This is a genomic window from Pseudomonas syringae group sp. 243L2, assembly GCF_032587875.1.
Taxonomy (GTDB): domain Bacteria; phylum Pseudomonadota; class Gammaproteobacteria; order Pseudomonadales; family Pseudomonadaceae; genus Aquipseudomonas; species Aquipseudomonas amygdali.
Genome location: NZ_JAWHPL010000021.1, coordinates 746,480 through 770,802, shown reverse-complemented (window position 1 = coordinate 770,802; position 24,323 = coordinate 746,480). Strand labels below are relative to the sequence as shown.

Genomic DNA, 24,323 nt, shown 5'->3' with positions numbered 1-24,323 from the left:
GCCTAATGGGTTGATCGGCTTTTGTCAGGCCTGAGCCTGCGCGGCATATGGCCGTCATACGAACACACGAGAGCGACACATTGATGATTGGTCTTCTGCGCACCGGCTTTATCGGCTGCCTGGCTTTGCTCTTGATGGTTCAGATGGCGAATACGCAGGCTGACGAGCCACAAACGCCTGAACCTGCGCAGTTGAGTTCAGCACAGCGTAGCTGGCTCGATCAGCATGGCCCATTGCGTATTGGCCTGGTACTGCGCGCGCCTTACGCCCAGTTCGATCAGCGTTTGCAGCAGTTGTCCGGCGCTAACGTCGACCTGATGAACGCGCTGGCAGCAACGCTGCCGGTCGAGTTGCTGTGGCGGAACTTTCCTGATCAGGCGGCGCTTGAGAAGGCTCTGGCCAATGGTGAAATCGATGTTGCGCCTGGTTTGATGCAGACCCCGGCGGGCCTGCGTCTGTGGTTGTTTTCCGATCCGTATCTGCGTGTTTCGCAACTGTTGATCGGCGAACGTGACGGCAGCACTGCCGTGGACCTCGAGAAACTCGACAGCCTTTCGCGGGTTGCTGTGCGCATGCCAGGCCCTGCCGCTGATTACCTGCGCAGCAACTTTCCGCACCTGAACCTGCAAGGCGTGCCGCTGGAGCGTCAGGCGCTGCAATTGCTGCTCAGTCAGCAGGCACGGTATGCCGTGGTGGACGAGGCGCAGCTCAGCCGTTTGCTCCGCGAGCCGGAGTTTGCCGGGCTTGCGATAGTGGGGGATATCGGGCTGCCGCAATTGTTGCGCGTGGCTTCACGCCGTGACATGCCGGAGCTGGCCGCCATTGTCAGCGAAGCGTTGCGCGCGATTCCTGCCAAAGAGCTGGAGCAACTGCACGCGCGCTGGATGCCACTCACCCCATCGCATTTCATCGAGTCGACCAAGCTCTGGAAAAACCTGTGCATTCTGCTGCTGGTAATGTTGCTGGCCTGTTTCGCCATCGTGGTCTGGCAGCGTCGCCAGCAGCAGGCGCAGGAGCAGGAGTTGCTTTGCGCGCGAGAAGAACTCGCCCGTCGCGTCGAGGGGGAGGAGGCGCTGCGTCTGGCGCAATTCTCCATCGACCAGAGCACTGTCGGCATCCTTTGGGTCAATTGGGACAGTCGTGTGCGTTACGCCAACCGGGCGGCGGAATCCATGCTCGGCTACGCGCCGGGACAGGTGGTCGAGCGCCCGTTGATTGATTTCGAGCCCGGTCTGCACATGGACCGCTGGCTCAACCTGTGGAAGAACGCGCGTTCCCGCGAAGACAGCCCGCAGGTGTTCGAGGCCCATTGTCTGCGCGCTGATGGCAGTCTTCTGCCTGCCGATGTCTCGTTGAGCTTCCTGCGCTTTCACGAGGCGGAATACCTGGTGGTGTTTCTCAGCGATGCCAGCGAACGACGCCGTGCGCATGATCAGTTACGTGAATTATCAGCGCACCTGGAAAGCGTGCGTGAAGAAGAGAAGGCGCGTATTGCTCGCGAGGTGCATGACGAGCTGGGGCAGATGCTGACGGTGCTGAAGCTGGAAACATCAATGTGCGAACTGGCCTATGCTGACCTGGACCCCGGCCTTGGTGAGCGACTGGACAGCATGAAGCGTCTCATCGCTCAGCTGTTTCAACTGGTGCGTGATGTTGCCACGGCATTGCGGCCACCGATTCTCGACGCCGGCATTGCGTCGGCCATCGAGTGGCAGGCACGCCGTTTCGAGGCGCGCACGCAAATCCCTTGCCTGGTGCAGGTGCCGGACAACCTCCCGGTGCTTAGCGATGCCAGAGCCACTGGCATGTTCCGGATTCTCCAGGAAGCGCTGACCAACGTCATGCGCCACGCCCAGGCGCACACGGTGGAAATCAGCCTGACGTTGCAGGATGGCATGATGTGCATGAGCATCGCCGATGACGGGCAGGGGTTTGTCGTCGAGTCGGGCAGGGTGGTTTCATTCGGTCTGGTCGGGATGCGCGAGCGGGTGCTGATGCTCGGCGGCAGACTGGAGCTGGACAGCGATGCCGGTGAGGGCACAACCTTGCGCGCCTACATCCCGTTGGACCCCGTCGCACAGGAGCGAAGCCAGTGATTCGTGTTTTGGTAGCCGAAGACCACACCATCGTGCGTGAAGGGATCAAGCAGTTGATCGGTCTGGCCAGAGACCTGCAAGTGGTCGGTGAGGCCAGCAATGGCGAGCAGCTGCTCGAAACCTTGCGTCATGTGGCCTGCGAAGTGGTGTTGCTGGATATCTCCATGCCCGGCGTCAATGGTCTTGAGGCGATTCCGCGAATTCGCGCACTGGCCAGTCCGCCCGCCATTCTGGTGCTGTCGATGCACAATGAAGCACAGATGGCGGCACGTGCGCTGAAAGTCGGCGCCGCAGGTTATGCCACCAAGGACAGCGACCCGGCGCTGCTGCTGACGGCAATTCGTCGGGTAGCGGCAGGCGGGCGCTATATCGACCCGGACCTCGCCGACCGCATGGTCTTTGAAGTGGGCCTGACCGATAGCCGGCCTTTGCACTCATTGTTGTCGGAGCGCGAGTTCTCGGTGTTCGAGCGCTTGGCGCAGGGCGCCAACGTTAACGACATCGCCCAGCAACTGGCACTGAGCAGCAAAACCATCAGTACCCACAAGGCGCGGCTGATGCAGAAAATGAAACTCAACTCACTGGCCGATCTCGTCAAATACGCGATGGAGCACAAACTGCTCTGAGTCTGAAAACGACACTCCAGTTGAGTGTCGGGTCGGTGCCTTACTCACAACTATCGTGCGACGCTCCGCGTCGGCATGCCGTTCTGGGCGCTCTGCGTCCTCTTTTGTGACGCAGAGCGTCACGCACTGCATTCCCACGCTGGGGCGTGCGCAACGATCAGGCTCACTCACATACTCAATCGCGCCATCGCTGTAGGGCAATCCCTACCCCCAGCCTTCCAGCCTGCCTAGGCGATTCTCTCCCGGCTGCCGATTTGCGGGGCATTCAGGCTGCTCTAGGCTTGAGCCCACGCAGACAAAACAAAGGTGTGGGTAATGAGCGACGTCGATACAAGCGCTGGAGCAAATGATGTTCTGGTCAGCTTTCGTGGTGTGCAGAAGAGCTACGACGGCGAAGCACTGATCGTCAAAGACCTTAACCTGGATATTCGCAAGGGTGAATTCCTGACGCTGCTCGGTCCGTCCGGCTCGGGCAAGACCACCAGCCTGATGATGCTGGCAGGTTTCGAAACCCCGACGGCTGGTGAAATCCTCCTCGGTGGCCGCGCTATCAATAATGTGCCGCCGCACAAGCGCGACATCGGCATGGTGTTCCAGAACTACGCATTGTTTCCACACATGACGGTGGCCGAGAACCTGGCGTTCCCGTTGTCAGTGCGTGGCATGAGCAAGACCGATGTTGGCGAGAAAGTTAAAAAGGCGCTGGGCATGGTCCAGCTGGACACCTTTGCGCATCGCTACCCGGCGCAGTTGTCCGGTGGCCAGCAGCAGCGCGTGGCGCTGGCGCGTGCGCTGGTGTTCGAACCGCAACTGGTGCTGATGGATGAGCCGCTCGGCGCCCTCGACAAGCAGCTGCGCGAACACATGCAGATGGAGATCAAGCACCTGCACCAGCGCCTGGGTGTGACCGTGGTCTACGTGACCCACGATCAGGGTGAAGCCCTGACCATGTCCGACCGGGTCGCCGTCTTCCATCAGGGCGAGATCCAGCAGATCGCACCGCCACGCAGCCTGTACGAAGAGCCGAAGAACACCTTTGTGGCCAATTTCATTGGCGAAAACAACCGGCTGAACGGACGTCTGGTCAGTCAGGATGGCGACCGCTGTGTCGTCGAGCTTGAGCGCGGCGAAAAAGTGCATGCGCTGGCGATCAACGTCGGCCAGCCTGGCGGCCCGGTGACCCTTTCTATCCGCCCTGAGCGCATCAACCTCAATGGTCGCAGCGAGAATTGTGCAAACCGTTTTTCCGGCCGCGTAGCCGAGTTCATCTACCTGGGCGACCACGTTCGCGTGCGTCTGGAGGTAGCCGGCAAGAACGACTTCTTCGTCAAACAGCCGATTGCTGAACTGGACCCGACGCTCAGCGTGGGCGATGTCGTGCCGATCGGCTGGCAAGTCGAGCACGTCCGCGCGCTCGACCCCTTGCAGCAAGTGCATTGATCTATCAATAAAAGCAATAACAGAGGCGACCTGATCGCCCATCCCAATCGCTTACCAACACTGCTCGTGGAGAAAAGAACCTATGTTGAAGTCTTTGAAGTTCACCGCTATCACGTTGGGCCTGATGTGCGCCGCGCAGGCCATGGCTGCCACCGACCTGACCGTCATCTCCTTTGGCGGTGCCAACAAGGCCGCTCAGGAAAAGGCGTTCTACGCGCCGTGGGAAAAGGCCGGTAACGGCAAGATCATCGCCGGTGAATACAACGGTGAAATGGCCAAGGTCAAAACCATGGTCGACACCAAGAGCGTTTCCTGGGACCTGGTAGAAGTCGAATCGCCGGAACTGGCCCGTGGTTGCGATGAGGACATGTTTGAGGAGCTGGACCCGAAACAACTGGGCAATGCCGCTGATTTCGTGCCTGGCGCCATCACCACCTGCGGTGCCGGTTTCTTCGTCTGGTCCACCGTGCTGGCCTACAACGCCGACAAGGTCGCCACAGCTCCAAACGGCTGGGCCGATTTCTGGGACACCAAGAAATTCCCAGGCAAGCGCGGTCTGCGTAAAGGCGCCAAGTACACCCTGGAATTCGCCCTGATGGCTGACGGCGTTGCGCCGAAAGACGTTTATAAAGTGCTGGCCAGCAAAGACGGCCAGGACCGCGCGTTCAAGAAGCTCGATGAACTCAAGCCAAACATTCAGTGGTGGGAAGCAGGCGCACAGCCGCCGCAGTACCTCGCTTCCGGTGACGTGGTGATGAGCTCGGCCTACAACGGCCGGATCGCTGCTGTGCAGAAGGAAAGCAACCTCAAGGTCGTATGGACTGGCGGCGTGTACGACTTCGATGCCTGGGCCATCCCGAAGGGCTCGAAAAACGCCGATGCCGCGAAGAAGTTCATCGCCTACATGCTGAGCCCCGAGCAGCAGAAGACCTATTCGCAGAATATCGCCTACGGCCCGGCCAATACCCAGGCGGTCAAGCTGCTGGACAAGGAAACCCTGCAGAACATGCCGACCACGCCTGAGAACATCAAGGATCAGGTGCAGATGGACGTAGCGTTCTGGACCGACAACGGCGAATCCCTTGAGCAGCGTTTCACTGCCTGGGCTGCCAAGTAATCAGGCTGCATCACGTCAGATCCGGGCGCTCTCTGCTGTAGGGAGCGCCCTCTCGTTGAAAGATTCCGGAGTTCGCTATGGCCATCGCCGTGCCCCTGACTGAAGGCGCCAGCCCTAACTTGAAGCAACGTCTCGCTCGCGCCGAGCGGGTCAACCGCTGGAAGGCTCAGGCATTGATCGCTCCGCTGGTGATTTTCCTGCTGTTAGTGTTTCTGGTGCCGATTGCTGCGCTGCTCTACAAGAGTGTCGGCAACCCCGAAGTCGTCGCCGCATTGCCGACCACTGTGGTCGAAGTGCAAAAGTGGGATGGAAAAGGGCTGCCGCCCGAGTCGGTCTACAAGGCAATGAGCCTGGACCTGGCCGAAACACGCAAGAATTCCACGCTGGGCGATCTGTCCAAGCGTCTGAACATGGAACTGGCCGGTTATCGCAGCCTGCTGAGCAAGACCGCTCGCGCCTTGCCGTTCAAGACTGAACCGGCCTCTTATAAAGAAGCGCTCGAAGCGCTGGACGAGCGCTGGGGTGACCCGGCCTATTGGCAGGCGGTGCGCCGCAATACCAGCAGCATTACCCCGTATTACCTGCTGGCGGCGGTAGACCATCGTATCGACGACCTTGGGGAAGTCGCGCCTGCGACCCCGGATCAGGCGATCTATCTGGATATCTTCGCCCGTACCTTCTGGATGGGCCTGGTGATTACCGCGATCTGTCTGGTGCTGGCTTATCCGCTGGCTTACCTGCTGGCCAGCCTGCCTGCGCGGCAGAGCAACCTGCTGATGATTCTGGTGCTGTTGCCGTTCTGGACCTCGATTCTGGTACGTGTGGCTGCCTGGATCGTGTTGTTGCAGTCGAGCGGTCTGATCAACAGCGCTTTGCTGGCGATGGGCATTATCGACAAGCCGCTGGAACTGGTCTTCAACCGGGTGGGCGTATACATCTCGATGGTTCACATCATGCTGCCGTTCATGATCCTGCCGATCTACAGCGTGATGAAGAACATCTCCCCGACCTACATGCGTGCCGCCATTTCACTTGGCTGCCATCCGTTCACCAGTTTCTGGCGCGTGTACTTCCCTCAGACCTACGCCGGGATTGGTGCAGGCTGTCTGCTGGTGTTCATTCTGTCGATCGGCTACTACATCACCCCGGCTTTGCTGGGCAGCCCGAACGATCAGATGGTCAGCTACTTCGTCGCCTTCTACACCAACACCAGCATCAACTGGGGCATGGCCACCGCGCTCGGCGGGCTGCTGCTGTTGGCGACCATCGTGCTGTACCTGATTTATAGCTGGCTGGTCGGCGCCAGCCGCCTGCGTCTGAGCTGAGGAGTGTCACCATGTTGAACCCCTACACATCGCCGATCGAACGCATCTGGTATTACGCCCTGCGCATCATCTGTGCGCTGGTGCTGCTCTTTCTCGTGTTACCGGTGCTGGTCATCGTGCCGTTGTCGTTCAATTCAGGCAGCTTTCTGGTCTATCCGCTGCAAGGGTTCTCGTTGCAGTGGTATCAGGACTTCTTCAACTCCGCCGAGTGGATGCGTGCGCTGAAGAACAGCATGATCGTCGCCCCAGCCGCGACCCTGCTGGCGATGGGCTTCGGCACGCTGGCGGCGATCGGCCTGACCCGTGGCAACTTTCCCGGCAAGGCGCTGGTCATGGCGCTGGTGATTTCGCCGATGGTGGTGCCAGTGGTTATCGTCGGTGTCGCCAGTTACCTGTTCTTCGCGCCACTGGGCCTGGGCAATAGCTACACCTCGCTGATTCTGGTCCACGCGGTACTGGGCGTGCCGTTCGTGATCATTACCGTGTCGGCCACTTTGCAGGGTTTCAACCACAATCTGGTACGCGCTGCCGCCAGCCTCGGTGCATCGCCGCTGACTGCATTCCGTCGTGTGACCCTGCCGTTGATTGCGCCAGGGGTGATTTCCGGTGCGTTGTTCGCCTTCGCGACCTCGTTCGACGAAGTGGTGGTGACGCTGTTCCTCGCCGGGCCGGAGCAGGCGACCTTGCCTCGGCAGATGTTCAGCGGCATTCGCGAAAACCTCAGCCCGACCATCGCTGCCGCCGCGACCTTGCTGATCGGCTTCTCCGTGCTGTTGCTGCTGGTGCTGGAGTGGTTACGCGGGCGCAGTGAAAAACTCCGAACGGCTCAATAACCGGGCGCCGCAAGTTTCAAGCTGCCAGCCAAGGTGAATCCATTGGCGTGCAGCTTGAGGCTTACCGCTCCAGGCGAAGCTTGGCGTACAATCCGCGCACCGTGATTCTGCTCAAACAGGTGCGTCATGCAGCCCTTCGTTATTGCCCCATCGATTCTTTCCGCTGACTTCGCCCGTCTGGGTGAGGAAGTCGACAATGTGCTGTCCAGCGGCGCCGACTTCGTTCACTTCGACGTGATGGACAATCATTACGTCCCGAACCTGACCATTGGTCCGATGGTGTGCAGCGCGTTGCGCAAATATGGCGTTACTGCACCGATCGATGTGCATTTGATGGTCAGTCCGGTGGATCGCATCATCGGTGATTTCATCGAGGCCGGTGCCACCTACATCACTTTTCATCCGGAAGCGACCCAGCACATTGATCGTTCGTTGCAACTGATCCGTGAAGGCGGCTGCAAGGCGGGGCTGGTGTTCAACCCGGCAACTCCACTGAACCTGCTGGAGTACGTGATGGATAAGGTCGACATGATCCTGCTCATGAGCGTCAACCCGGGTTTCGGCGGGCAGAAGTTCATTCCCGGCACGCTCAACAAGCTGCGTGAAGCGCGGGCGTTGATCGATGCGTCGGGCCGTGACATCCGTCTGGAAATCGACGGTGGCGTAAACGTCAACAACATCCGTGAGATCGCAGCGGCAGGTGCTGATACCTTCGTTGCCGGTTCGGCCATTTTCAACGCGCCGGACTACCGGGAAGTGATCGAGAAAATGCGTGCAGAACTGGCAGCATCCCGCGCATGAGCGGCTTTGAGCAGCTGTTTGCAGGCAAGTTGCCCAAGCTGATCATGTTCGACCTGGACGGGACCCTGGTGGACTCGGTCCCTGATCTGGCAGTAGCGGTGGATACCATGCTGGCTGAACTTGGCCGGCCAATAGCCGGGCTTGAGTCGGTCCGCGCCTGGGTCGGCAATGGCGCACCGGTGCTGGTACGCCGCGCGCTGGCCAACCACCTCGACCACAGTGGCGTCGATGATGAACTGGCTGAGCAGGGTCTGGAGATCTTCATGCGTGCCTACGCTCAGAAGCACGAGTTCACCGTGGTCTACCCCGGCGTGCGTGAAACCCTGAAATGGCTGCAGAAGATGGGCGTCGAAATGGCCCTCATCACCAACAAACCGGAGCGCTTTGTCGCGCCGCTGCTGGATGAGATGAAACTGGGGCGTTTCTTTCGCTGGATCATCGGTGGTGACACCATGCCGCAGAAAAAACCTGACCCTGCCGCGCTGTTTTTTGTAATGAAAATGGCGGGTGTGCCTGCCTCGCAAGCGCTGTTCGTTGGCGATTCGCGCAGTGATGTACAGGCTGCCAAGGCGGCCGGTGTGGCCTGCGTCGCGTTGAGTTATGGCTACAACCATGGGCGGCCGATTGCCGAGGAAAACCCGGCGATGGTCATCGATGATCTGCGCAAACTGATTCCCGGTTGCCTGGACATGGACGCTGAGATACTGTTGCCCGACATCAAACGTCCCTCCTCAAGAGAATCCATCGTGGTGGTCACTCGCAAGCTCTGGATGAAAGTCATCAAGGCCCTGGCCCGCTGGCGTTGGCGCGCCTGACTTGATCCTGGCCGGCCTGCCGGCACGTTTGCCTGACTGACCGTTTTTCCTCAAACCACGAGGTTGCTCATGAACCGTGAAGAATTCCTGCGTTTGGCCGCCGAAGGCTACAACCGCATCCCGCTTGCCCGCGAAACCCTGGCCGACTTCGATACGCCGCTGTCGATCTACCTCAAGCTTGCCGATCAGCCCAACTCCTACTTGCTGGAGTCGGTTCAGGGCGGCGAGAAGTGGGGGCGTTATTCGATCATCGGCCTGCCATGCCGCACCGTGATGCGCGTTCATGGCCATCACGTCAGCGTGACCCACGATGGTGTCGAGATCGAAAGCCTGGATGTCGAAGACCCGCTGGACTTCGTCGAGACCTTCAAGGCGCGCTACAACGTACCGACGATTGCCGGGCTGCCACGCTTCAACGGCGGGCTGGTCGGCTACTTTGGCTACGACTGTGTGCGCTATGTCGAGAAGCGTCTGGCCAACTGCCCGAACCCGGACCCGCTGGGCGTGCCGGATATCCTGTTGATGGTGTCTGACGCGGTCGTGGTGTTCGACAACCTGGCGGGCAAGATGCACGCCATCGTGCTGGTCGATCCGGCGCAGCAGGATGCCTACGCACGTGGCGTCGCGCAGCTTGATGAACTGATGCACAAGCTGCGTCAGCCGATCACGCCGCGCCGCGGTCTTGATCTGGACCGGCCTCCGGCTGCCGACCCGGTGTTTCGCTCCAGCTTTACTCAGGATGATTACGAGGCTGCGGTCGACACGATCAAGCAGTACATCCTCGCGGGTGACGTCATGCAGGTTGTGCCGTCGCAACGCATGTCCATCGATTTCAAGGCCGCGCCCATCGATCTGTATCGGGCGCTGCGCTGCTTCAACCCGACGCCTTACATGTACTTCTTCAACTTCGGCGACTTCCATGTCGTCGGCAGTTCGCCGGAAGTGCTGGTAAGGGTCGAGGACAACCTGATTACGGTGCGTCCAATCGCCGGTACTCGCCCTCGCGGTGCCACCGAAGAGGCCGATCTTGCGCTGGAAGAAGACCTGCTGTCCGATCACAAGGAAATCGCCGAGCACCTGATGCTCATCGATCTGGGCCGTAATGACGTTGGGCGGGTGTCCGAGATCGGTACGGTCAAACTGACCGAGAAGATGGTTATCGAGCGTTATTCCAACGTGATGCACATTGTTTCCAACGTCACCGGTCAATTGAAAAACGGGCTGACGGCAATGGACGCACTGCGGGCGATTCTGCCGGCTGGCACCTTGTCCGGTGCGCCGAAAATTCGCGCCATGGAAATCATCGATGAGCTGGAGCCGGTCAAGCGCGGTGTCTATGGCGGCGCCGTGGGGTATATGGCCTGGAATGGCAACATGGACACGGCTATCGCGATTCGTACTGCGGTGATCAAGAACGGCGAACTGCATGTGCAGGCCGGTGGCGGCATTGTTGCCGACTCGGTGCCGGCATTGGAATGGGAAGAAACCCTGAACAAGCGCCGCGCCATGTTCCGCGCTGTTGCCCTGGCGTCGCAGCCTGCCGAGGGTTGAGCAGGCGTGCTGCTCTGGTAGTTAGATAGCTATCGTTCCTCATGCTCCAGCGTGGGAATGCCTTGGGTGACGCTCCGCGTCACAGATTTGCACCGCGCCGCAGTTCTCAGGAGAGGACGCGGAGCGTCCAGAACGGCATGCGACGCGGAGCGTCGCACGATAGTTGAGATTATCGTTGGATCATCGTTCCTCACGCTCCAGCGTGGGAATGCCGTGGGTGACGCTCCGCGTCATAGATTTGCGCCGCGCCGCAGTTCTCAGGATAGGACGCAGAGCGTCCAGAACGGCATGCGACGCGGAGCGTCGCACGATAGTTGAGATCATCGTTCCTCACGCTCCAGCGTGGGAATGCCTTGGGTGACGCTCCGCGTCAGAGATTTGCACCGCGCCGCAGTTCTCAGGATAGGACGCAGAGCGTCCAGAACGGCATGCCGCACGATAGTGAAACCCCGAAAAAGCGCCACGCACGATAGTGAGGCTGCCCAGCAGACTCTCTAGAAACTCATACTCAACGCAACATTCACCCCTTGCTGGGTCACGTCGTCGTTCTTGCGCCAGTTGTAGTTTCCGCGCAGTGTCAGGTCTTGAGTCAGCTTCTGGCTGACGCCCAGCGTTGCCCGATTCAGGTCGCGTTGCGGTGTGTAACCTTCCAGCGTGAAACCCACTGACTGGACGCTGTTGAGCGCCATGGTCACGTCCTGCTGATCGGTCTCGAACTCCCGTTCATGGGCAACTTCTCCCCATACCTGTGTGCTCGGTGTCACCTGGAACTTGCCCTGCACACCCACGCCTGCACGCCGCGACTTGCGGGTCTGGTCGCTGAAGGTCAGTGCCGTCGAACGATCACCTTTTTCCGAGTAGCCATCGACATCAATGTGCGCGTAGTCGGCGCTGACAAAAGGCGACAGATGCCAGCGGCTGGCAGCCCCCGCGATGTCGAAGCCGACTCGACCGCTGGCCGCCCACATCTCACCGTCGGTATCGCCTTTTTCCTGACCCTCGCTGACCCCCAGTGCGAACTTGCGCTCGGCATTTTCGTAGTCCAGCTTGCCGCCTGAAACCGCCAGATCACCCCACCAATGGTTGGCCTGATACTGTAGAAACGCGGTGGCAATGTAGCTGTTGAGTTTGTAGTCCGAGTCCCTGGGGCCTGCCTCAAGATTCTGCCGATACGCTCCGGCAACAACGCCGGTGCGCCAGTTTTCGGCAAATCGGTAGCTGCCGCCGATGGTCAGGTTGTAGCCTCTTCCATCAGCATCGGCCGAGCTGTCCTGCGCGTCGAAGTCCATTTTCTGACCGCCTGCGGCGATGATGCTCTGCCACTGGCCGACGCCTTGCCAGTTGCCCCAGTCGCTCAGCCACTGCGCGCGAATCTCGTCCTGATGCATCCGCAGCGTGCCATTGGCCATCTCCGGCAACAGGGTTATTTCCCAAGGGGCCGAAAGCAGCGAGTAGGCGTAGTCGGCCAGCAACCTCTGTCCGGCCTCGGTCGGGTGGACGCGGTCGTTGAAAAACACTCGGCTCGGATTCGGCGTCGCGCTGGACCTGCCGTTGGCTGCGCTTTCTGTGCAGCTGTCGCCACTGAAGCAGGTACTGACCAGGTTCTCGTTGGGATCGAACCCGAAGCGTGCCGGTTCAGCGAGGACTTCATTGATCAGCAATGGAACATTCAGTGGAATGATCTGGGCATTGATCTGCGCCAGTCGGCTGACCAGTTGCTGATTGAAACCCGCGCTGAGTGCCGAGGTGGCCGAAGCCAGTGGCGAACCGCTCAAGGCTGGCGTTTTACCGATGTCCGGTAGCAACCAGACCATGATGTAGCGCGCACCGGCCTGTTGCAGGGCTTGCGCGCTGTCAGCCAGCTGATTGGCGGCTTGCGCTGCGCTGCTGGCACTCACCACGCGACCTTGCAGGAAGTCGTTGCCGCCTCCGGTCAGGTAATAAAGCGCATTGGGGTCGGCGCGAAAACCGTTTGCGGGCAGGTAGCCGGTCCGGCTGCGCAGCAGTGTGCCTGTGTTCGGGTCGACAACGGTGGATTGCGAGTTGATCGACTCAAGAATCTGGTCGGTCCGATAGCCTCCGACTGCCCAGTTATTGCCATCCGGGGCGCCCAGCGCAGCATTGACTGGCGACGTGGAGGCCGCCAGATCTCCTGCCGGAACACCGAGCATTCTGCCAATCAGCGTCGATGAGTTCAGATTGAACACTTCACCGCTGCCGTCCTGATACGTGGGGCCGACACGATTGGTGAACCTTAGCGTAGAGCCCCTGGGCCCTGCGGTATCCGGAAACTGCCCGGCATCGGCCAGACTGTCACCGAACACCACCATGGTCGAATAGGGCGCGGCAGCAGCGGTGCCGCAGGCAAGCGATAACAGGCAGGCCGCGAAGGGCCAGCGCCTCGATGTCTTGGTCATGAACGGATCCCGATTGTTTTTGTTTTGTACCGGAAACGTAGCAAGATTTTTCATAGCTGCAAAGTTTGATGAACATTATCGCGCTGCGACGGTGCTTTTTTGACCTCAGGCAGCCCTGTTGGTCACGATGGCGCTCAGATAGTTGGCCAGGTCATGCAGGTACACGAAGGGGTGACCCTGACGACTGCCGCCTGTGCGGCTGACCTTCAAGTCGATGCGTCCTGCGTTGATCTTGCGCAGCAGATTTCTGTCGTTCGACAGGTGCGAAAAATAACGCTCTCTGACGGCGCTCAGCGAAGGGCACGGCGTGGCGAATTCTTTGCGAAGTTGATCCAGTATTTCGTTCATTCCATGACTCCCTGTGGTTTGCATGTGAGTACTCCCGAGATGGGGTGCAGACAAACAATACGATATGTAGCGCTTTGTGACAATACAGTTTGTATTTTAAATACGATTTGTATTGTTCGTCTCACAGGGAATCGATGTACCAGGACACGCGAGCAGTGCCGTTTTCAGGGTTGCGGGTGACGCTGATACCTTCGGCCTCGCTGATCTGATCCATGATGCTCTCCCAGTGAGCCACCGATTCGCCAGGCTCCCTGATCAGCAGGACCTGATGCTCGATCTGCGCCTTGTCACTGGTGATAGCGTCCTGAATGCGCTGTGCCAAGGCCAGGTAAGCGTCATGTTGCGAGGTGTCGGGGAACTGCTTGAGCATGAGTGAACTCCTTTTTACTGTATGTGCATACAGTAATTGAGGGGTGTTTCTCACGCAAGCTACAAATGTTTCCTACACGGACACCTGCCCGGGACGAAACAGTGGCGCATGAAAAAGCCCCGGTTATCGGGGCTTGGACGTTGCATGCCGGGGGTCAGAGACGCATCGTCATCTGCCTGATGACACCGATCAGTTTGCACTCCTCGGTCACCGCAAGGGTCGGGTAGGCGGGGTTCAACGGCTTGAGAAAGTAACGTCCGGCGTCTTCGACCAGTTTTTTGAAAGTGGCCTCGTTACTTTCCGGCAGTTTGGCGATGACCAGCTTGCCGGCAGTGGGCTCGATTCCGGTGTCGACCAGAATCAACATGCCTTCAGGAATGCTCTGGCCTGCGGGTGCGGTCATCGAATCGCCACGGACCACCAGCCAGAAGGCTCTGCCCTTGGCTTTATAGTCGCTGATCTCGAAGGTGTCCGAATAGCCGGCAGGGTAGGGCTCGACGGCTTCACTCCAGCCACCGGCCTCTACCCAGCTGATGACCGGATAGCGATAGAAACGCGAGGGCTGCACCATGGGCTCCACGTTGTGCATGCCGGGCTCGCTGGCCGGAATGGAGGTGGTGAGAATCGGCAGGCCGAGCTCGGTCAGGAACCGATTGATAACCTCGATCTTCGGCTCACGCTTGCCATTCAGCCAATGCCCTACCGCGCCGGGCGTCACGCCCATTCGCTCAGCCATCTCTTCCTGGCTGATCTGCTGGGTTTCCATGACCTGTCTTGCGACTTCATACCATTTTCTGTTCATGCGTCGAATCATACAGGCTGTAGGGTGTTGAGCAATATACATAATGTAATGCTTCGTTGTGTCATAAAAATACAAAATGTATTGTAAGGCCTTGGTTCTGCGCAGCGAAAGACGTTGCGCAGCGTTTCAGAAAGGTCCTACAGGAGAGACACGATGATCGAGAAAATAGAAGCCGTGATGCAGCATTGGGGTGAACAGCGCATGCGCATTGGCCTGGGCGGCGGACTGAGCAGCCCGATGGCCGGGATCATGGAATGGGGCGCGTACATTCCGCGTCGCACACCCGGCTCGCGCGCACTGGTGGGTAATGGCAGCGGCCTGGACTATATAAGCAGCGAAGTCGAGGCGGCTGTGGCGCAGCTTTCGCGCAGCCCTGCAAAGAGCCGCGGGCCTGAACTGGCCCAACTGGCGACATTGCGTTATGTCGAGTCGTTGCCGGTGCGCGAGCAGATGCGTCTGGTGGGCATCAATGAAGGCGCAGACCGCACCTATCGCAACTGGATCAACAAGCTTCACCAGCAAGTGCTGGCAATTCTCGCTGAGCGCAGCGCTTCCAGAAGCAACAACGCCGTCGCCAACAAAGCTGCACAGGGCTGAACGAAGACACGGTTTCACGCCGTTTATCCGGGTCGATTGCACAGCTGTGGCCGAACTCGTGTTGAACTCCGGTCAAACTCGACCCACCCCGAAACTGCCCCTTCCCAGCCTTTCCGGAGGGGGGTAAAAAGGTCCCACGATATGCGATTTGCGCCTCAGGGCAGCAGCCGGAAACAGGCTGATCAACAGCCACAACCGGTCACTCGCGACCCACCTCAAACCCCGCCTCGGCGGGGTTTTTCATTGGGTCAGGCACACGGAGGCCAGTGCACATGTTGAAGGACTTTCGATGCGGGCAGTGCAAGAAACTGCTGGCCCGCATGGGTGAGTACACAGAGCTCCAGATCAAATGTTCCCGCTGCGGAACGTTGAATCATGTGAAGGCCGCGCGCCTCGAGTTATCGCCGTTGAGCGACAGAGGTACAGCAGCGTCGTTGCTGCCTCGCGGTGCTAATCAGAGGTATTAATCATGTCCAATAGCAGTTCTGCTGTCAGCCAGCTCAAGAATATTCCGCTGGTAGGTATCAACCTGGGTTCAGTGGCTAACGCCGGGCAGATCGTGCCTGGCGAGGCAGGGACTCATTATCAGTGGCCCAATCGTGGAACCATCACAACCTGGGTCAAGAATCGGGGCGTGCGTCTGATCCGTTTCCCGTTCGAACTTCAGCGCGCTATTCAACTGTCGACTCTGGACGGCCTGCCAGGTCAAGGGGCGAACCTGAATACCGACTTCGTGAAGCGCTGGAAAGAAATGCTTGGCTGGATTCGTGAAGACTCCAATGGCGAGGCCAGAATCATTCCTGATCCGCACCACTACATGCGTTTGCATCGCTACGAAACCGATGCAAACGGGAACCTGACCGGGCGCATTCTTCCTGCCGCGGAGGCCGGTAATCAGAACGGCTGGAAGGCAACCGAGTCGGTATTGATCAAGGATGGGAACGGTGTCAACGGCACTTTCTGGAGCGCCGTTCACCTGGCCAACTTTCACCAGAAGCTGGTCACCGAATGCGACGATCCGATGGTGTTGGGCTGGGGGTTGGGTAACGAGCCGTATTCGAATACTACGGTGGGTGCCAAGGACTACATTACGTTCCCTGCTCTTGAGGCGCTGTACATCAGCACGATGAATACCGTGCTGCAGGCGTTGCGCAACAGCTCGAAAAAGCCGGTGTTCATTTGTGGGCTTGAGTTTGCAAGCGCCAGAAACTGGGCCACCGTCTCTGCCAACCTTCAGTCGAAAATCGTCGACCCGGCCAATGCAATTGTCTGGGAAGCCCATGCTTACGGCGATTACGATAAAAGCTCCAGCGGTACCTACGCCAATAACAACGACCTGATCTCGCCGACCGTTCTGCGCGATGAAATCGTGGGTCCGTTTCTGACCTATGCCAAGACCAACAAGATGGCCGCATTTATCGGCGAAACAGGTATTCCGCCAACGGCTGCCGGTCGCACCGCGCTGAAAAACCTGCTCGATAAAGCGAAGGCGGAAAAAGTGCCAGTGACACTGTGGGTCACAGGGCCAGGCACCGATGGCGAAAAGATGAGCCTGGAGGCCAGCAATCAGGCGGAGACCGTCGCACTGGTCACACCGTACTTTGCCGAGCGCATTGCCCTGTGGGGTTATGCACAGGCATGACGGTGCAAGTCATTCCGTTCTGACCCAACAACGGAGCCCCGCATCAAGGGGCTCTTTCCAGTTTATTCAGGCTTTCGATTTTCGAGGGCCTTGAGAGTCCACCACCCTATTACGGAGCACCAATGGACCCAACCGACCTAGGCCCAGGCACAGCTACCTGGCTGGGCGGCACGGGCACAATTCTGCTTGGCGGCTTTCTTTGGCTGCGCAAGTTTCTTTCCAGAGATGCAACAGACCGGGCGATGGACAACGCGGACATCGGTACGGTGCGCCGCCTCAATGAGCTGCTCGACTCCGAGCGCCAGGCGCGCAAGGAAGCCGAAGCGCGGGCTGATCAGTTCGCCAAGGAGCGCAACGAGCTCGCCGCAGCCGTTGGGCGGATGGAGGGCAAGATCGAAGCCCTCACCAGCCACATCGTTCAACTCACCGACAAGGTCACCACGCAAAGCGCCGAAATAGCCCGGCTGCGATCCCAACTCGGAGGTGCAAACGATGCACAGATGCGCAATTGATTTCATCGCTCGCCATTGGTGGCGGCGCCTGGAGGTCTGGCTGATTTCCGTACTGCTGATCGCTGGCTGCCTGATGCTCGGTTTTCAGGCCGGGCAGTGGTCGGCGAATGCCGAGCATACGCAGCAGCTGGCCGAGGTTCGCAATGCCTACGACGCAGCGCTGGGCAAGCGCGACCGGCGCCTGGACAGGCTGGCCGAAACCACCACCCAGGCGGCAGACAAGGTCGAGAGTGCTGCATCAATTGCCAATCAGGCCGCTCACACGGCCAGCCGTGCTGCAGACAAGGCTGATGAGGCGTTGGGCAAGGCGAACCAGTAGGCGTTTCCCACGCCGCAATCAACCTTCAACACACGCGGAACCCCTCATGAAGATAACCCCGATAGTTGCCCACTTGCAGGCGACCTGCCCGAGCTTTGCCGGGCGAATCAGTGCCGGTATCGACTGGGCGGCGGTCGCCCTCGGTGATCAGCTCGCCCACCCGTCGGCGTACGTCATTGCCACTGGCGATCAGTCCACCGCCAACGATTTGCAGAACGTTATTCGCCAGAACATCACCGACCGGATTGACGTGGTGGTGGTGCTCGACGGCGGGGACAAGCGCGGGCAGGAAGCCAGTGAGCAACTGCACACCCTGCGCGCTGAGTTGTGGCGAGCGTTGGTGGGCTGGAACCCGGATCGCGATTACGACGCGATGCAGTACACCGGTGGCGCGCTGGTGCAGATCAGCGGCGACCGGGTGACGTATCGCTTCGGGTTTGCAGCGCAGTTTCAACTGGGCCGCAACACCTCCGATCAGCCTGCCGAGACCTGGCATGAGGCGTATCTGGACGGTTTGCCCGGATTTACCGGCGCCACCCTCGAGATGGACTGCGTTGACCCCGCAGATCCGAACCTGAAATCCCCCGGCCCTGATGGCCGTATCGAAGCGAAATTCACAATAGAGGTAACACCATGACTCAACGCATCACTGTAGTACCGGTCGAGGGCCGCACTGTGCCGGATCCGGAGGCGGGCGATTTGCTGCCCGTCGAAGGTCGGCAGGTGACCTTCAACGCCTGGTGGCAGCGTCGTCAGAACGACGGCGATATCACCCTTCAAACCGAGCAATCCACCACCACCCATCAAGCCTTCACGGCTTAACCAAGAGGAAGCCAAACAATGGCTATCAGCTTTAACAACATTCCATCCGATGTTCGCGTGCCGCTGTTTTATGCGGAGATGGACAATTCGGCCGCCAACAGCGCGTCGGCCAGCATGCGTCGACTGATCGTTGCGCAGGTCAACGACGATGTGTCCGGCCCCGAACTGGGTTCTCTGGTGCTGGTGCCGAGCGTGGCGCTGGCGAAAAACATCGGCGGTCAGGGCTCCATGCTGGCCTCGATGTATGAAACCTGGCGCAAGGCGGACCCCACCGGCGAAGTCTGGTGCCTGCCGCTGCTCAATACCGAAGGCGCCAAGGCCGGCGCGAAAGTCACCCTCAGCGGGGCGGCGACCGAAGCCGGTCTGCTGAACCTGTATGTCGGCGGCATGCGAGTGCAGGCCACTGTCGTTAATGGCGCAACCGCTGCCCAGGCGGCCACTGCACTGTCGGTGAAGATCAATGCCACGCCTGACCTGCCGGTCACCGCGGCTGTCGAAGCGGGTGTGCTGACCCTTTCCTGCAAATGGAGCGGGGCAAGCGGCAATGACATCCAGCTGGAATTCAATCGCCAGGGCAAGACCAATGGCGAAGTCATTCCGGCTGGCCTGACGGCGGCAGTCACGGCCATGACCGGCGGCGTGGGTACACCTGATCAGCTCAAGGCACTGGCTGCGCTGGGCGATGAGCCGTTCGAGTTCATCTGCATGCCCTGGACCGACACCGCCACGCTGGATGCCTGGAAAGCGGCAATGGACGACAGCAACGGTCGCTGGAGCTGGGCGCGCCAGTTGTACGGCCACGTTTACAGCGCCAAGCGCGGCACGGTCGGTACGCTGGTGGCCGCAGGCCAACTGCGCAACGATCAGCACATCACCCTGCAGGGTGTCGAAAACGGTGTGCCGCAACCGGTCTGGCTGCAAGCCGCTGCCCTGGCTGCGCGCACGGCGGTGTTCATTTCTGCCGACGCCAGCCGTCCGACCCAGAGCGGCACCATGCCTGGTATCGATCCGGCACCGGCCAGTCAGCGTTTCACCCTGACCGAGCGTGAGTCGCTGCTGCGTTACGGCATCGCCACGGCGTACTACGAAGGCGGTTACGTACGCATTCAGCGTTCGATCACCACCTACCAGAAGAACGCTTACGGCCAGGCTGACAACTCGTACCTGGACAGTGAAACCATGCACCAGTCGGCGTTCATCATCCGTCGTCTGCAAGGCATCATCACCAGCAAGTACGGTCGCCATAAGCTGGCCAACGATGGCACGCGCTTCGGTGCCGGCCAGCCGATCATCACGCCGAGCACCATCCGTGGCGAGTTGATTGCGCAATACGCACGTCTTGAAGAAGAGGGTCATGTGGAGAACGCCGAAACGTTCGCCCAGCACCTGATTGTCGAGCGTGACGGCAATGACCCAAGCCGCGTGAACGTGATGTTCCCGCCTGACTACATCAACGGCCTGCGCGTGTTCGCGCTGCTCAACCAGTTCCGCTTGCAGTACGACGAAGCGGCATAAGCCTAACCAACCCTTTCAAGCCCGCCTCGTGCGGGTTTTTTCATTCTGGAGATAAACAACATGGGTCAGAAAGTTGCGGGTACCTGCTACATCAAAGTGGATGGCACCCAATTGACCATCAGCGGCGGCGGCGAAGCGCCTCTGATGAACATCAAGCGCGAGACCGTCGTGCCTGGTTACTACAAGGAAACCGAAAAGGCCGCCTGGTTGAAATTCACCGCCGTGCATACCGCGGATCTGCCGCTCAAGCTGCTCACTACCGGTGTGGACATGACCATCACCTGTGAGTTCAAGAACGGCAAGACCTACGTCCTGTCAGGCGCCTACCTGGTCGATGAGCCGAGCAGCAAGGCTGACGACGGCACCATCGAACTGCAATTCGACGGCAATCAGGGGAGCTGGCAATGAGTGAAGTCATCGACCTGGCCAGCCCGATCGAAGCGCACGGCGAAACCCTTTCGCAACTGACCTTCCGGCGCCCTACGGCGCAGGAAGCGCGGGCCATCAAGGCTCTGCCGTACAGGATCGACAAGAACGAGGAAGTTTCCCTGGATCTGGACGTGGCGGCGAAGTACATCGCCGTCTGCGCCGGCATCCCGCCCTCGTCGGTCAATCAGATGGACCTGTGCGACATCAATACGTTGAGCTGGAAGGTTGCGAGTTTTTTCATGGCAGCGGCATCAGCAACCTCGAAGGACTGATCGCCGTCGTTTACGACCTCGCGTATTTCTGGAAGACCGATCCCGAACTGATGATGTCCAGGGAGCTGGACGTCATCACCGAGTCGATCTTGCAGACGCAACGCATCAACCAGATCCTGCAGGGGGAGTGATGGCAGACACTATCAAGACGCTGATTACCGGCGTCGACAAGCTGTCTCCAACGCTGGGAACCATCCGCAACAACGTTGAAGGCTTCGAGACCAGGCTTAAAGGCTCTGGTCTTGGGAACGTCGAAGTGGGCGAGATGATCAAGGACAATGCTTTGGCAGAGCCCTTGATTGCCGGGGTAAAGGCAGCGATCGGTTTCGAGACCAGCATGGCCGGCGTGAAACGGTCGGTCACCTTTGAAACACCGCAACAGTTCCAGCAGATGAGTTCCGACATTCTGGACCTCAGTGAACGGCTGCCGGAAAGCGCCAATGGCATCGCGGCGATTGTTGCTGCCGGTGCCAAGGCCAATGTACCGCGTGAAGAACTGACCGGGTTTGCCAGCGATGCCGTGAAAATGGGTGTCGCATTCGATCAGACGGCGGCCGAGTCGGGCGACATGATGGCCTCGTGGCGCTCATCGTTCCAGATGACTCAACCGCAAGTCGCGGCGCTGTCCGAGAAGATCAACGTGCTCGGCGGCAACAACCTGGAAAAGAAAATCGCCACCATGGTGACTGCAATGGGCCCGCTTGGGCCGGTTGCGGGGATGGCCTCCGGGCAACTGGCGGCAATGGGCGCCACGCTGGCCAGCGTCGATGTGCCGGCCGATGTGGCCGCCAGCGGTATGAAGCGATTCATGCAGTCGTTGACCGAAGGTGGCGCGGCGAAAGCCGGGGCGTTCGAAGCGTTGCAGCTCGACGTCAATCAGCTGACCCAGGGCATGCAGAGCGACCCGTCCGGGACCATTGAAAAGGTCCTGACGGCGGTCTCCAGTGTTGACCCTGGCAAGCAGTCGGATGTCATCACGCAATTGTTCGGCGCGGAATCGCTGGGTGCTATCACGCCACTGCTGGCCAATCTGGATGTGCTCAGGTCCAACCTGGCCAAGGTCGGCGAGGGCGTGCAGGACAGCGGCACTATCGAGAAGGAATTCGCCGACAACTCACAGACCACGGCCACGGCCATCAAAGAGATGACCAACCGTGTCGATCGTCTGGGCATCAACATCGGCAGTATGTTTCTGCCGGCGATGAACGAAGCAATGGCCGTGATCGGGCCGATGATTTCTCAGGTCGCCGCGCTGGCGGCCGAACACCCTGGCGTGATCAAGGGTGTGGTGGCCGCTGCGATTGCGTTCGGTGTATTGCAAGTTGCGGTCATGACCGCGACGACCGCCATGAGCGTACTTAGCGCGGTGATGGGCCTGTCACCGCTGGCCCTGATCGTGCGCGGCCTGGCGCTGGCGGCAGGTCTTCTGATTGCCAACTGGTCGACCGTCGCGCCTTATTTTCAAGCTGTCTGGGAAGCGATTCGTGGTCCGGCCATGGCGCTTTGGGACGTACTAAAGGCGGTATTCGCCTGGACGCCGCTCGGTATGATCGTCGCCAACTGGCAACCGCTGTCCGAGTTCTTTGCTGCGCTTTGGGACGTTATCAAGGCGCTGGCAACCCCGTTTTTCGACTTCCTGCAGACGCTGTTCGCCTGGACGCCGTTGGGCATGGTCGTGGCCAACTGGCAGCCAATCTCCGAGTACTTCGCCGGGCTATGGGAAACCATCAAGGCCGAGGCGCAGCCGTTTACCGATGTGCTGGCAACGCTGTTCAGTTTTTCGCCGCTGGGCATGGTCATCGAGAATTGGCAGCCTATCAAAACCTGGTTCGCAGGTCTGTGGGCGGACATCAAGCCATTCATCGAACCGATCATGAGCTGGTTTGGTGGCGACACTGATAAGACCGTCCTGCAGCGGGCAACCGAGAAGGCCAATCAGTTCGCGGAAGAACAGCGGATACGCAATGCAGGGCCGGGCGGCGGGACCGGTGCGTTTCTGGCGGCCGGTGCCGTCGAGAACGTTCGCATGAATCAGCAGTTGCTCAATCAGGCCACTGGCGTGCCGTCGACCAGCCAATTGCTCGGCGTACCCACCCCGCTGGCGCCCGGCAGCCTGTTGTTGCAGCAGGGCGCAGGCGTGGCCGGTCCGCGACTTGAAGGCGAGCTCAACATTCGCTTTGAAAACGCGCCGCCGGGCATGCGTGCCGGGCAAGTGCAAACCAACCAGCCGGGTTTGACGATATCGCCAAACGTCGGTTATCGAACCCTCGGCGCAGGAGCCGGATCATGAGTACATGGCGTGACAGCCTGCTGCCAGCGTCTTTTCGGGGCGTCGGTTTTTTCATTGAAAAAGCCGTCGTTCCGGCAGGCCGCAAGGGGCAGTTGCATGAGTTTCCACAACGCGACGAGCCTTATTTCGAGTCGCTGGGCAAACAGTCGAAAGTGCATACGCTGACGGGGTTCATTGTCGGTCCCGACTGTTTCGAACAGCGAGACAGACTGCTGCAGGCACTGGAGCAGGAAGGTGCCGGCGAGCTGGTACATCCCTGGCTGGGTCGCGTGCAGGTTCAGGTTGGCGAGTGCGGCGTCACACACAACCTGAGCGAAGGCGGACTCGTCCGGCTGGACCTGAAATTCTATCCGGCCAACCCGCTCAAGTTTCCCGTGTCGACGCTCAATACGCGACGGCAGTTGCTGAGCGCGTCCGAGAGCCTGCTGGATTCGGCGCTCAGGCGCTACCGCTCGGTGATGGTCACAGTGGACGCGGTACGTATCAACATTCAGGCGCTGCGCAGCGCCCTGTCGGGTGTGTTCGCGACCATTCAGCGGCAGTTCGTACCGTTTATGGCGATCTATTCGGATGTCACCGCGCTGGTGCATTCGCTGGTCAATGCGCCGTTGACGGTCAGCACGCTGTTTACCACGTTCTTCGCCAGTTTCGACGGTGACAGCCAACGAGCCAGAAGAGCGAGCGGCACCAGCAGTTCCGGCAGCTCGGTCACCGGCAGTTCAGCAAGCGCTTCCGCGAGCGGCAATAGCGGCGGCACGTCCAACAGCATTGCATCAAGGTCCAGCGGCAACGGTGGGACGTCTTCTGTTGAAACGGTCGATTACCGGTCTGTGATTTCCGAGGCCACACAACAGGCAGAGGCGGTGTCCGGTATCAATCTGGTCAGCCAGGGCAGCGGTCGTGATACCAGTGTGACGGCTCAGGCCACTGCCAACCTGGTTCAGGATGCGCTGTTGGTCAAGGTGGCGAGAATCGTCGCGAGCATGCCGATTGCGACGACGGTCACGCCGCTCAACGTGGTGCCCTCGCTTGATCAGCAGGTGACGCAAGCGCTGCAACGCGTGGATGTGCCGGTTGCCGATGACGTCATCGAACTGCGCGACACGCTGAGTTCGGCCATCTGGGAAGCGTCGTTGAAAGCCGATCCCGAACATTACCTGGCGCTCAACACGTTGCGTCAGGCGTTGATCAGGCACCTCAACGTGGTGGCGGCCTCCGGTGTACGTCTGGTGGACATGAAGGTCTCTGAGCCTTTGCCCGCGCTGGTGCTGGCCTATCGCCGATTCGGTGACGCCAGCCGGGCGCAGGAAATGGTGCAGCGCAATCGGCTGGCCCACCCGGGTTTCGTACCGCCAGGCACGCTGAAGATCGCACAGGAGTGACC

At 59.8% G+C, this 24,323-nt stretch carries 25 protein-coding genes; 21 read left to right on the top strand and 4 right to left on the bottom strand.

Translation table 11 applies throughout. The features are described 5' to 3' along the window. Positions 1–47: 47 nt before the first annotated feature. From RYB66_RS16440 to trpE, 9 genes are all read left to right on the top strand, one after another. On the top strand, positions 48–2,096 hold the full coding sequence (locus RYB66_RS16440) for a histidine kinase (protein WP_316894866.1): 2,049 nt from the start codon (positions 48–50) through the stop codon (positions 2,094–2,096). After that, positions 2,093–2,722: a response regulator transcription factor gene (locus RYB66_RS16435; protein WP_004660136.1), complete on the top strand. Its 630-nt coding sequence runs from the start codon at positions 2,093–2,095 to the stop codon at positions 2,720–2,722. The genes RYB66_RS16440 and RYB66_RS16435 overlap by 4 nt, the downstream gene beginning before the upstream one ends. Before the next feature lie 315 nt (positions 2,723–3,037). Continuing rightward, positions 3,038–4,162 (top strand): ABC transporter ATP-binding protein, encoded by a 1,125-nt coding sequence (locus RYB66_RS16430; protein ID WP_005733265.1) that lies wholly within the window; start codon positions 3,038–3,040, stop codon positions 4,160–4,162. Between the two features lie 82 nt (positions 4,163–4,244). Further along, a complete protein-coding gene (locus tag RYB66_RS16425; RefSeq protein ID WP_002551900.1) occupies positions 4,245–5,279 on the top strand; it encodes a polyamine ABC transporter substrate-binding protein in 1,035 nt (344 codons plus the stop codon). Positions 5,280–5,356: 77 nt separating this feature from the next. Then, a complete protein-coding gene (locus RYB66_RS16420; protein WP_005743992.1) occupies positions 5,357–6,604 on the top strand; it encodes an ABC transporter permease in 1,248 nt (415 codons plus the stop codon). Between the two features lie 11 nt (positions 6,605–6,615). Further along, positions 6,616–7,437 carry an ABC transporter permease gene (locus tag RYB66_RS16415; protein ID WP_002551902.1) on the top strand — a complete coding sequence of 274 codons (822 nt, stop codon included), beginning with the start codon at positions 6,616–6,618 and terminating at the stop codon, positions 7,435–7,437. Positions 7,438–7,563: 126 nt separating this feature from the next. Continuing rightward, entirely contained in the window at positions 7,564–8,238 is a 675-nt protein-coding gene (gene rpe, locus RYB66_RS16410; protein ID WP_005733270.1) for a ribulose-phosphate 3-epimerase, read from the top strand. After that, positions 8,235–9,053, top strand: coding sequence for a phosphoglycolate phosphatase (locus RYB66_RS16405; protein ID WP_004667099.1), 819 nt, complete (start codon positions 8,235–8,237; stop codon positions 9,051–9,053). The genes rpe and RYB66_RS16405 overlap by 4 nt, the downstream gene beginning before the upstream one ends. A 69-nt stretch (positions 9,054–9,122) precedes the next feature. Next, on the top strand, positions 9,123–10,604 hold the full coding sequence (gene trpE / locus RYB66_RS16400; protein ID WP_005743990.1) for an anthranilate synthase component I: 1,482 nt from the start codon (positions 9,123–9,125) through the stop codon (positions 10,602–10,604). A gap of 494 nt (positions 10,605–11,098) precedes the next feature. Here trpE and estP read toward each other — a convergent pair whose 3' ends face one another. From estP to RYB66_RS16380, 4 genes are all read right to left on the bottom strand, one after another. Then, positions 11,099–13,021, bottom strand: a complete 1,923-nt coding sequence (estP, locus tag RYB66_RS16395) for an esterase EstP (protein WP_316894865.1) — start codon at positions 13,019–13,021, stop codon at positions 11,099–11,101. A 105-nt stretch (positions 13,022–13,126) separates the two neighbouring features. Further along, positions 13,127–13,369 (bottom strand): pyocin activator PrtN family protein, encoded by a 243-nt coding sequence (locus tag RYB66_RS16390; RefSeq protein ID WP_003316268.1) that lies wholly within the window; start codon positions 13,367–13,369, stop codon positions 13,127–13,129. 121 nt (positions 13,370–13,490) lie between these two features. After that, positions 13,491–13,739 (bottom strand): DUF1654 domain-containing protein, encoded by a 249-nt coding sequence (locus tag RYB66_RS16385; protein ID WP_005743988.1) that lies wholly within the window; start codon positions 13,737–13,739, stop codon positions 13,491–13,493. Between the two features lie 154 nt (positions 13,740–13,893). Beyond that, a complete protein-coding gene (locus RYB66_RS16380) occupies positions 13,894–14,505 on the bottom strand; it encodes a LexA family transcriptional regulator (protein WP_316895004.1) in 612 nt (203 codons plus the stop codon). 189 nt (positions 14,506–14,694) lie between these two features. On the opposite strand from RYB66_RS16380, the gene RYB66_RS16375 reads away from it, so the two are divergent. The 12 genes from RYB66_RS16375 to RYB66_RS16320 all read left to right on the top strand — a co-directional run bounded on the left by RYB66_RS16375 (position 14,695) and on the right by RYB66_RS16320 (position 24,321). Further along, positions 14,695–15,138, top strand: coding sequence for a hypothetical protein (locus tag RYB66_RS16375; RefSeq protein ID WP_004642425.1), 444 nt, complete (start codon positions 14,695–14,697; stop codon positions 15,136–15,138). A gap of 272 nt (positions 15,139–15,410) precedes the next feature. Beyond that, positions 15,411–15,605 carry a Com family DNA-binding transcriptional regulator gene (locus tag RYB66_RS16370; RefSeq protein ID WP_004644430.1) on the top strand — a complete coding sequence of 65 codons (195 nt, stop codon included), beginning with the start codon at positions 15,411–15,413 and terminating at the stop codon, positions 15,603–15,605. A 2-nt stretch (positions 15,606–15,607) separates the two neighbouring features. Further along, positions 15,608–16,780, top strand: coding sequence for a cellulase family glycosylhydrolase (locus RYB66_RS16365; RefSeq protein WP_316894861.1), 1,173 nt, complete (start codon positions 15,608–15,610; stop codon positions 16,778–16,780). A gap of 122 nt (positions 16,781–16,902) precedes the next feature. Further along, on the top strand, positions 16,903–17,292 hold the full coding sequence (locus RYB66_RS16360; protein ID WP_003411734.1) for a hypothetical protein: 390 nt from the start codon (positions 16,903–16,905) through the stop codon (positions 17,290–17,292). Then, positions 17,273–17,611 (top strand): hypothetical protein, encoded by a 339-nt coding sequence (locus RYB66_RS16355; protein ID WP_003372736.1) that lies wholly within the window; start codon positions 17,273–17,275, stop codon positions 17,609–17,611. The genes RYB66_RS16360 and RYB66_RS16355 overlap by 20 nt, the downstream gene beginning before the upstream one ends. A 46-nt stretch (positions 17,612–17,657) precedes the next feature. Continuing rightward, positions 17,658–18,248: a hypothetical protein gene (locus RYB66_RS16350; RefSeq protein WP_005743983.1), complete on the top strand. Its 591-nt coding sequence runs from the start codon at positions 17,658–17,660 to the stop codon at positions 18,246–18,248. After that, positions 18,245–18,433 (top strand): DUF2635 domain-containing protein, encoded by a 189-nt coding sequence (locus tag RYB66_RS16345; protein ID WP_005781028.1) that lies wholly within the window; start codon positions 18,245–18,247, stop codon positions 18,431–18,433. Before RYB66_RS16350 ends, RYB66_RS16345 begins: the two co-directional genes overlap by 4 nt. An 18-nt stretch (positions 18,434–18,451) precedes the next feature. Continuing rightward, on the top strand, positions 18,452–19,948 hold the full coding sequence (locus RYB66_RS16340; protein WP_316894859.1) for a phage tail sheath subtilisin-like domain-containing protein: 1,497 nt from the start codon (positions 18,452–18,454) through the stop codon (positions 19,946–19,948). 60 nt (positions 19,949–20,008) lie between these two features. Continuing rightward, the gene (locus tag RYB66_RS16335; RefSeq protein ID WP_003316279.1) at positions 20,009–20,356 is read left to right on the top strand and encodes a phage tail tube protein; all 348 of its coding nucleotides are present in this window, start codon (positions 20,009–20,011) and stop codon (positions 20,354–20,356) included. Beyond that, positions 20,353–20,649, top strand: a complete 297-nt coding sequence (locus RYB66_RS16330) for a phage tail assembly protein (RefSeq protein WP_003316280.1) — start codon at positions 20,353–20,355, stop codon at positions 20,647–20,649. Before RYB66_RS16335 ends, RYB66_RS16330 begins: the two co-directional genes overlap by 4 nt. A 130-nt stretch (positions 20,650–20,779) precedes the next feature. Further along, positions 20,780–22,939, top strand: a complete 2,160-nt coding sequence (locus RYB66_RS16325; protein ID WP_316894857.1) for a phage tail tape measure protein — start codon at positions 20,780–20,782, stop codon at positions 22,937–22,939. After that, positions 22,936–24,321 (top strand): DNA circularization N-terminal domain-containing protein, encoded by a 1,386-nt coding sequence (locus RYB66_RS16320; RefSeq protein ID WP_316894855.1) that lies wholly within the window; start codon positions 22,936–22,938, stop codon positions 24,319–24,321. The genes RYB66_RS16325 and RYB66_RS16320 overlap by 4 nt, the downstream gene beginning before the upstream one ends. Positions 24,322–24,323 lie beyond the last annotated feature (2 nt).

What these genes read in the sequence shown, in the direction of transcription:
- RYB66_RS16355 (WP_003372736.1), top strand. Translation starts at nt 17,273, where the DNA reads ATGCACAGATGCGCAATTGATTTCATCGCTCGCCATTGGTGGCGGCGC.
- RYB66_RS16335 (WP_003316279.1), top strand. Translation starts at nt 20,009, where the DNA reads ATGGGTCAGAAAGTTGCGGGTACCTGCTACATCAAAGTGGATGGCACC.
- trpE (WP_005743990.1), top strand. Translation starts at nt 9,123, where the DNA reads ATGAACCGTGAAGAATTCCTGCGTTTGGCCGCCGAAGGCTACAACCGC.
- estP (WP_316894865.1), bottom strand. Translation starts at nt 13,021, where the DNA reads ATGACCAAGACATCGAGGCGCTGGCCCTTCGCGGCCTGCCTGTTATCG.
- RYB66_RS16365 (WP_316894861.1), top strand. Translation starts at nt 15,608, where the DNA reads ATGTCCAATAGCAGTTCTGCTGTCAGCCAGCTCAAGAATATTCCGCTG.
- RYB66_RS16425 (WP_002551900.1), top strand. Translation starts at nt 4,245, where the DNA reads ATGTTGAAGTCTTTGAAGTTCACCGCTATCACGTTGGGCCTGATGTGC.
- RYB66_RS16375 (WP_004642425.1), top strand. Translation starts at nt 14,695, where the DNA reads ATGATCGAGAAAATAGAAGCCGTGATGCAGCATTGGGGTGAACAGCGC.
- RYB66_RS16350 (WP_005743983.1), top strand. Translation starts at nt 17,658, where the DNA reads ATGAAGATAACCCCGATAGTTGCCCACTTGCAGGCGACCTGCCCGAGC.
- RYB66_RS16420 (WP_005743992.1), top strand. Translation starts at nt 5,357, where the DNA reads ATGGCCATCGCCGTGCCCCTGACTGAAGGCGCCAGCCCTAACTTGAAG.
- RYB66_RS16330 (WP_003316280.1), top strand. Translation starts at nt 20,353, where the DNA reads ATGAGTGAAGTCATCGACCTGGCCAGCCCGATCGAAGCGCACGGCGAA.
- rpe (WP_005733270.1), top strand. Translation starts at nt 7,564, where the DNA reads ATGCAGCCCTTCGTTATTGCCCCATCGATTCTTTCCGCTGACTTCGCC.
- RYB66_RS16415 (WP_002551902.1), top strand. Translation starts at nt 6,616, where the DNA reads ATGTTGAACCCCTACACATCGCCGATCGAACGCATCTGGTATTACGCC.
- RYB66_RS16380 (WP_316895004.1), bottom strand. Translation starts at nt 14,505, where the DNA reads ATGGAAACCCAGCAGATCAGCCAGGAAGAGATGGCTGAGCGAATGGGC.
- RYB66_RS16360 (WP_003411734.1), top strand. Translation starts at nt 16,903, where the DNA reads ATGGACCCAACCGACCTAGGCCCAGGCACAGCTACCTGGCTGGGCGGC.
- RYB66_RS16430 (WP_005733265.1), top strand. Translation starts at nt 3,038, where the DNA reads ATGAGCGACGTCGATACAAGCGCTGGAGCAAATGATGTTCTGGTCAGC.
- RYB66_RS16390 (WP_003316268.1), bottom strand. Translation starts at nt 13,369, where the DNA reads ATGAACGAAATACTGGATCAACTTCGCAAAGAATTCGCCACGCCGTGC.
- RYB66_RS16405 (WP_004667099.1), top strand. Translation starts at nt 8,235, where the DNA reads ATGAGCGGCTTTGAGCAGCTGTTTGCAGGCAAGTTGCCCAAGCTGATC.
- RYB66_RS16345 (WP_005781028.1), top strand. Translation starts at nt 18,245, where the DNA reads ATGACTCAACGCATCACTGTAGTACCGGTCGAGGGCCGCACTGTGCCG.
- RYB66_RS16340 (WP_316894859.1), top strand. Translation starts at nt 18,452, where the DNA reads ATGGCTATCAGCTTTAACAACATTCCATCCGATGTTCGCGTGCCGCTG.
- RYB66_RS16370 (WP_004644430.1), top strand. Translation starts at nt 15,411, where the DNA reads ATGTTGAAGGACTTTCGATGCGGGCAGTGCAAGAAACTGCTGGCCCGC.
- RYB66_RS16325 (WP_316894857.1), top strand. Translation starts at nt 20,780, where the DNA reads ATGGCAGACACTATCAAGACGCTGATTACCGGCGTCGACAAGCTGTCT.
- RYB66_RS16440 (WP_316894866.1), top strand. Translation starts at nt 48, where the DNA reads ATGGCCGTCATACGAACACACGAGAGCGACACATTGATGATTGGTCTT.
- RYB66_RS16385 (WP_005743988.1), bottom strand. Translation starts at nt 13,739, where the DNA reads ATGCTCAAGCAGTTCCCCGACACCTCGCAACATGACGCTTACCTGGCC.
- RYB66_RS16320 (WP_316894855.1), top strand. Translation starts at nt 22,936, where the DNA reads ATGAGTACATGGCGTGACAGCCTGCTGCCAGCGTCTTTTCGGGGCGTC.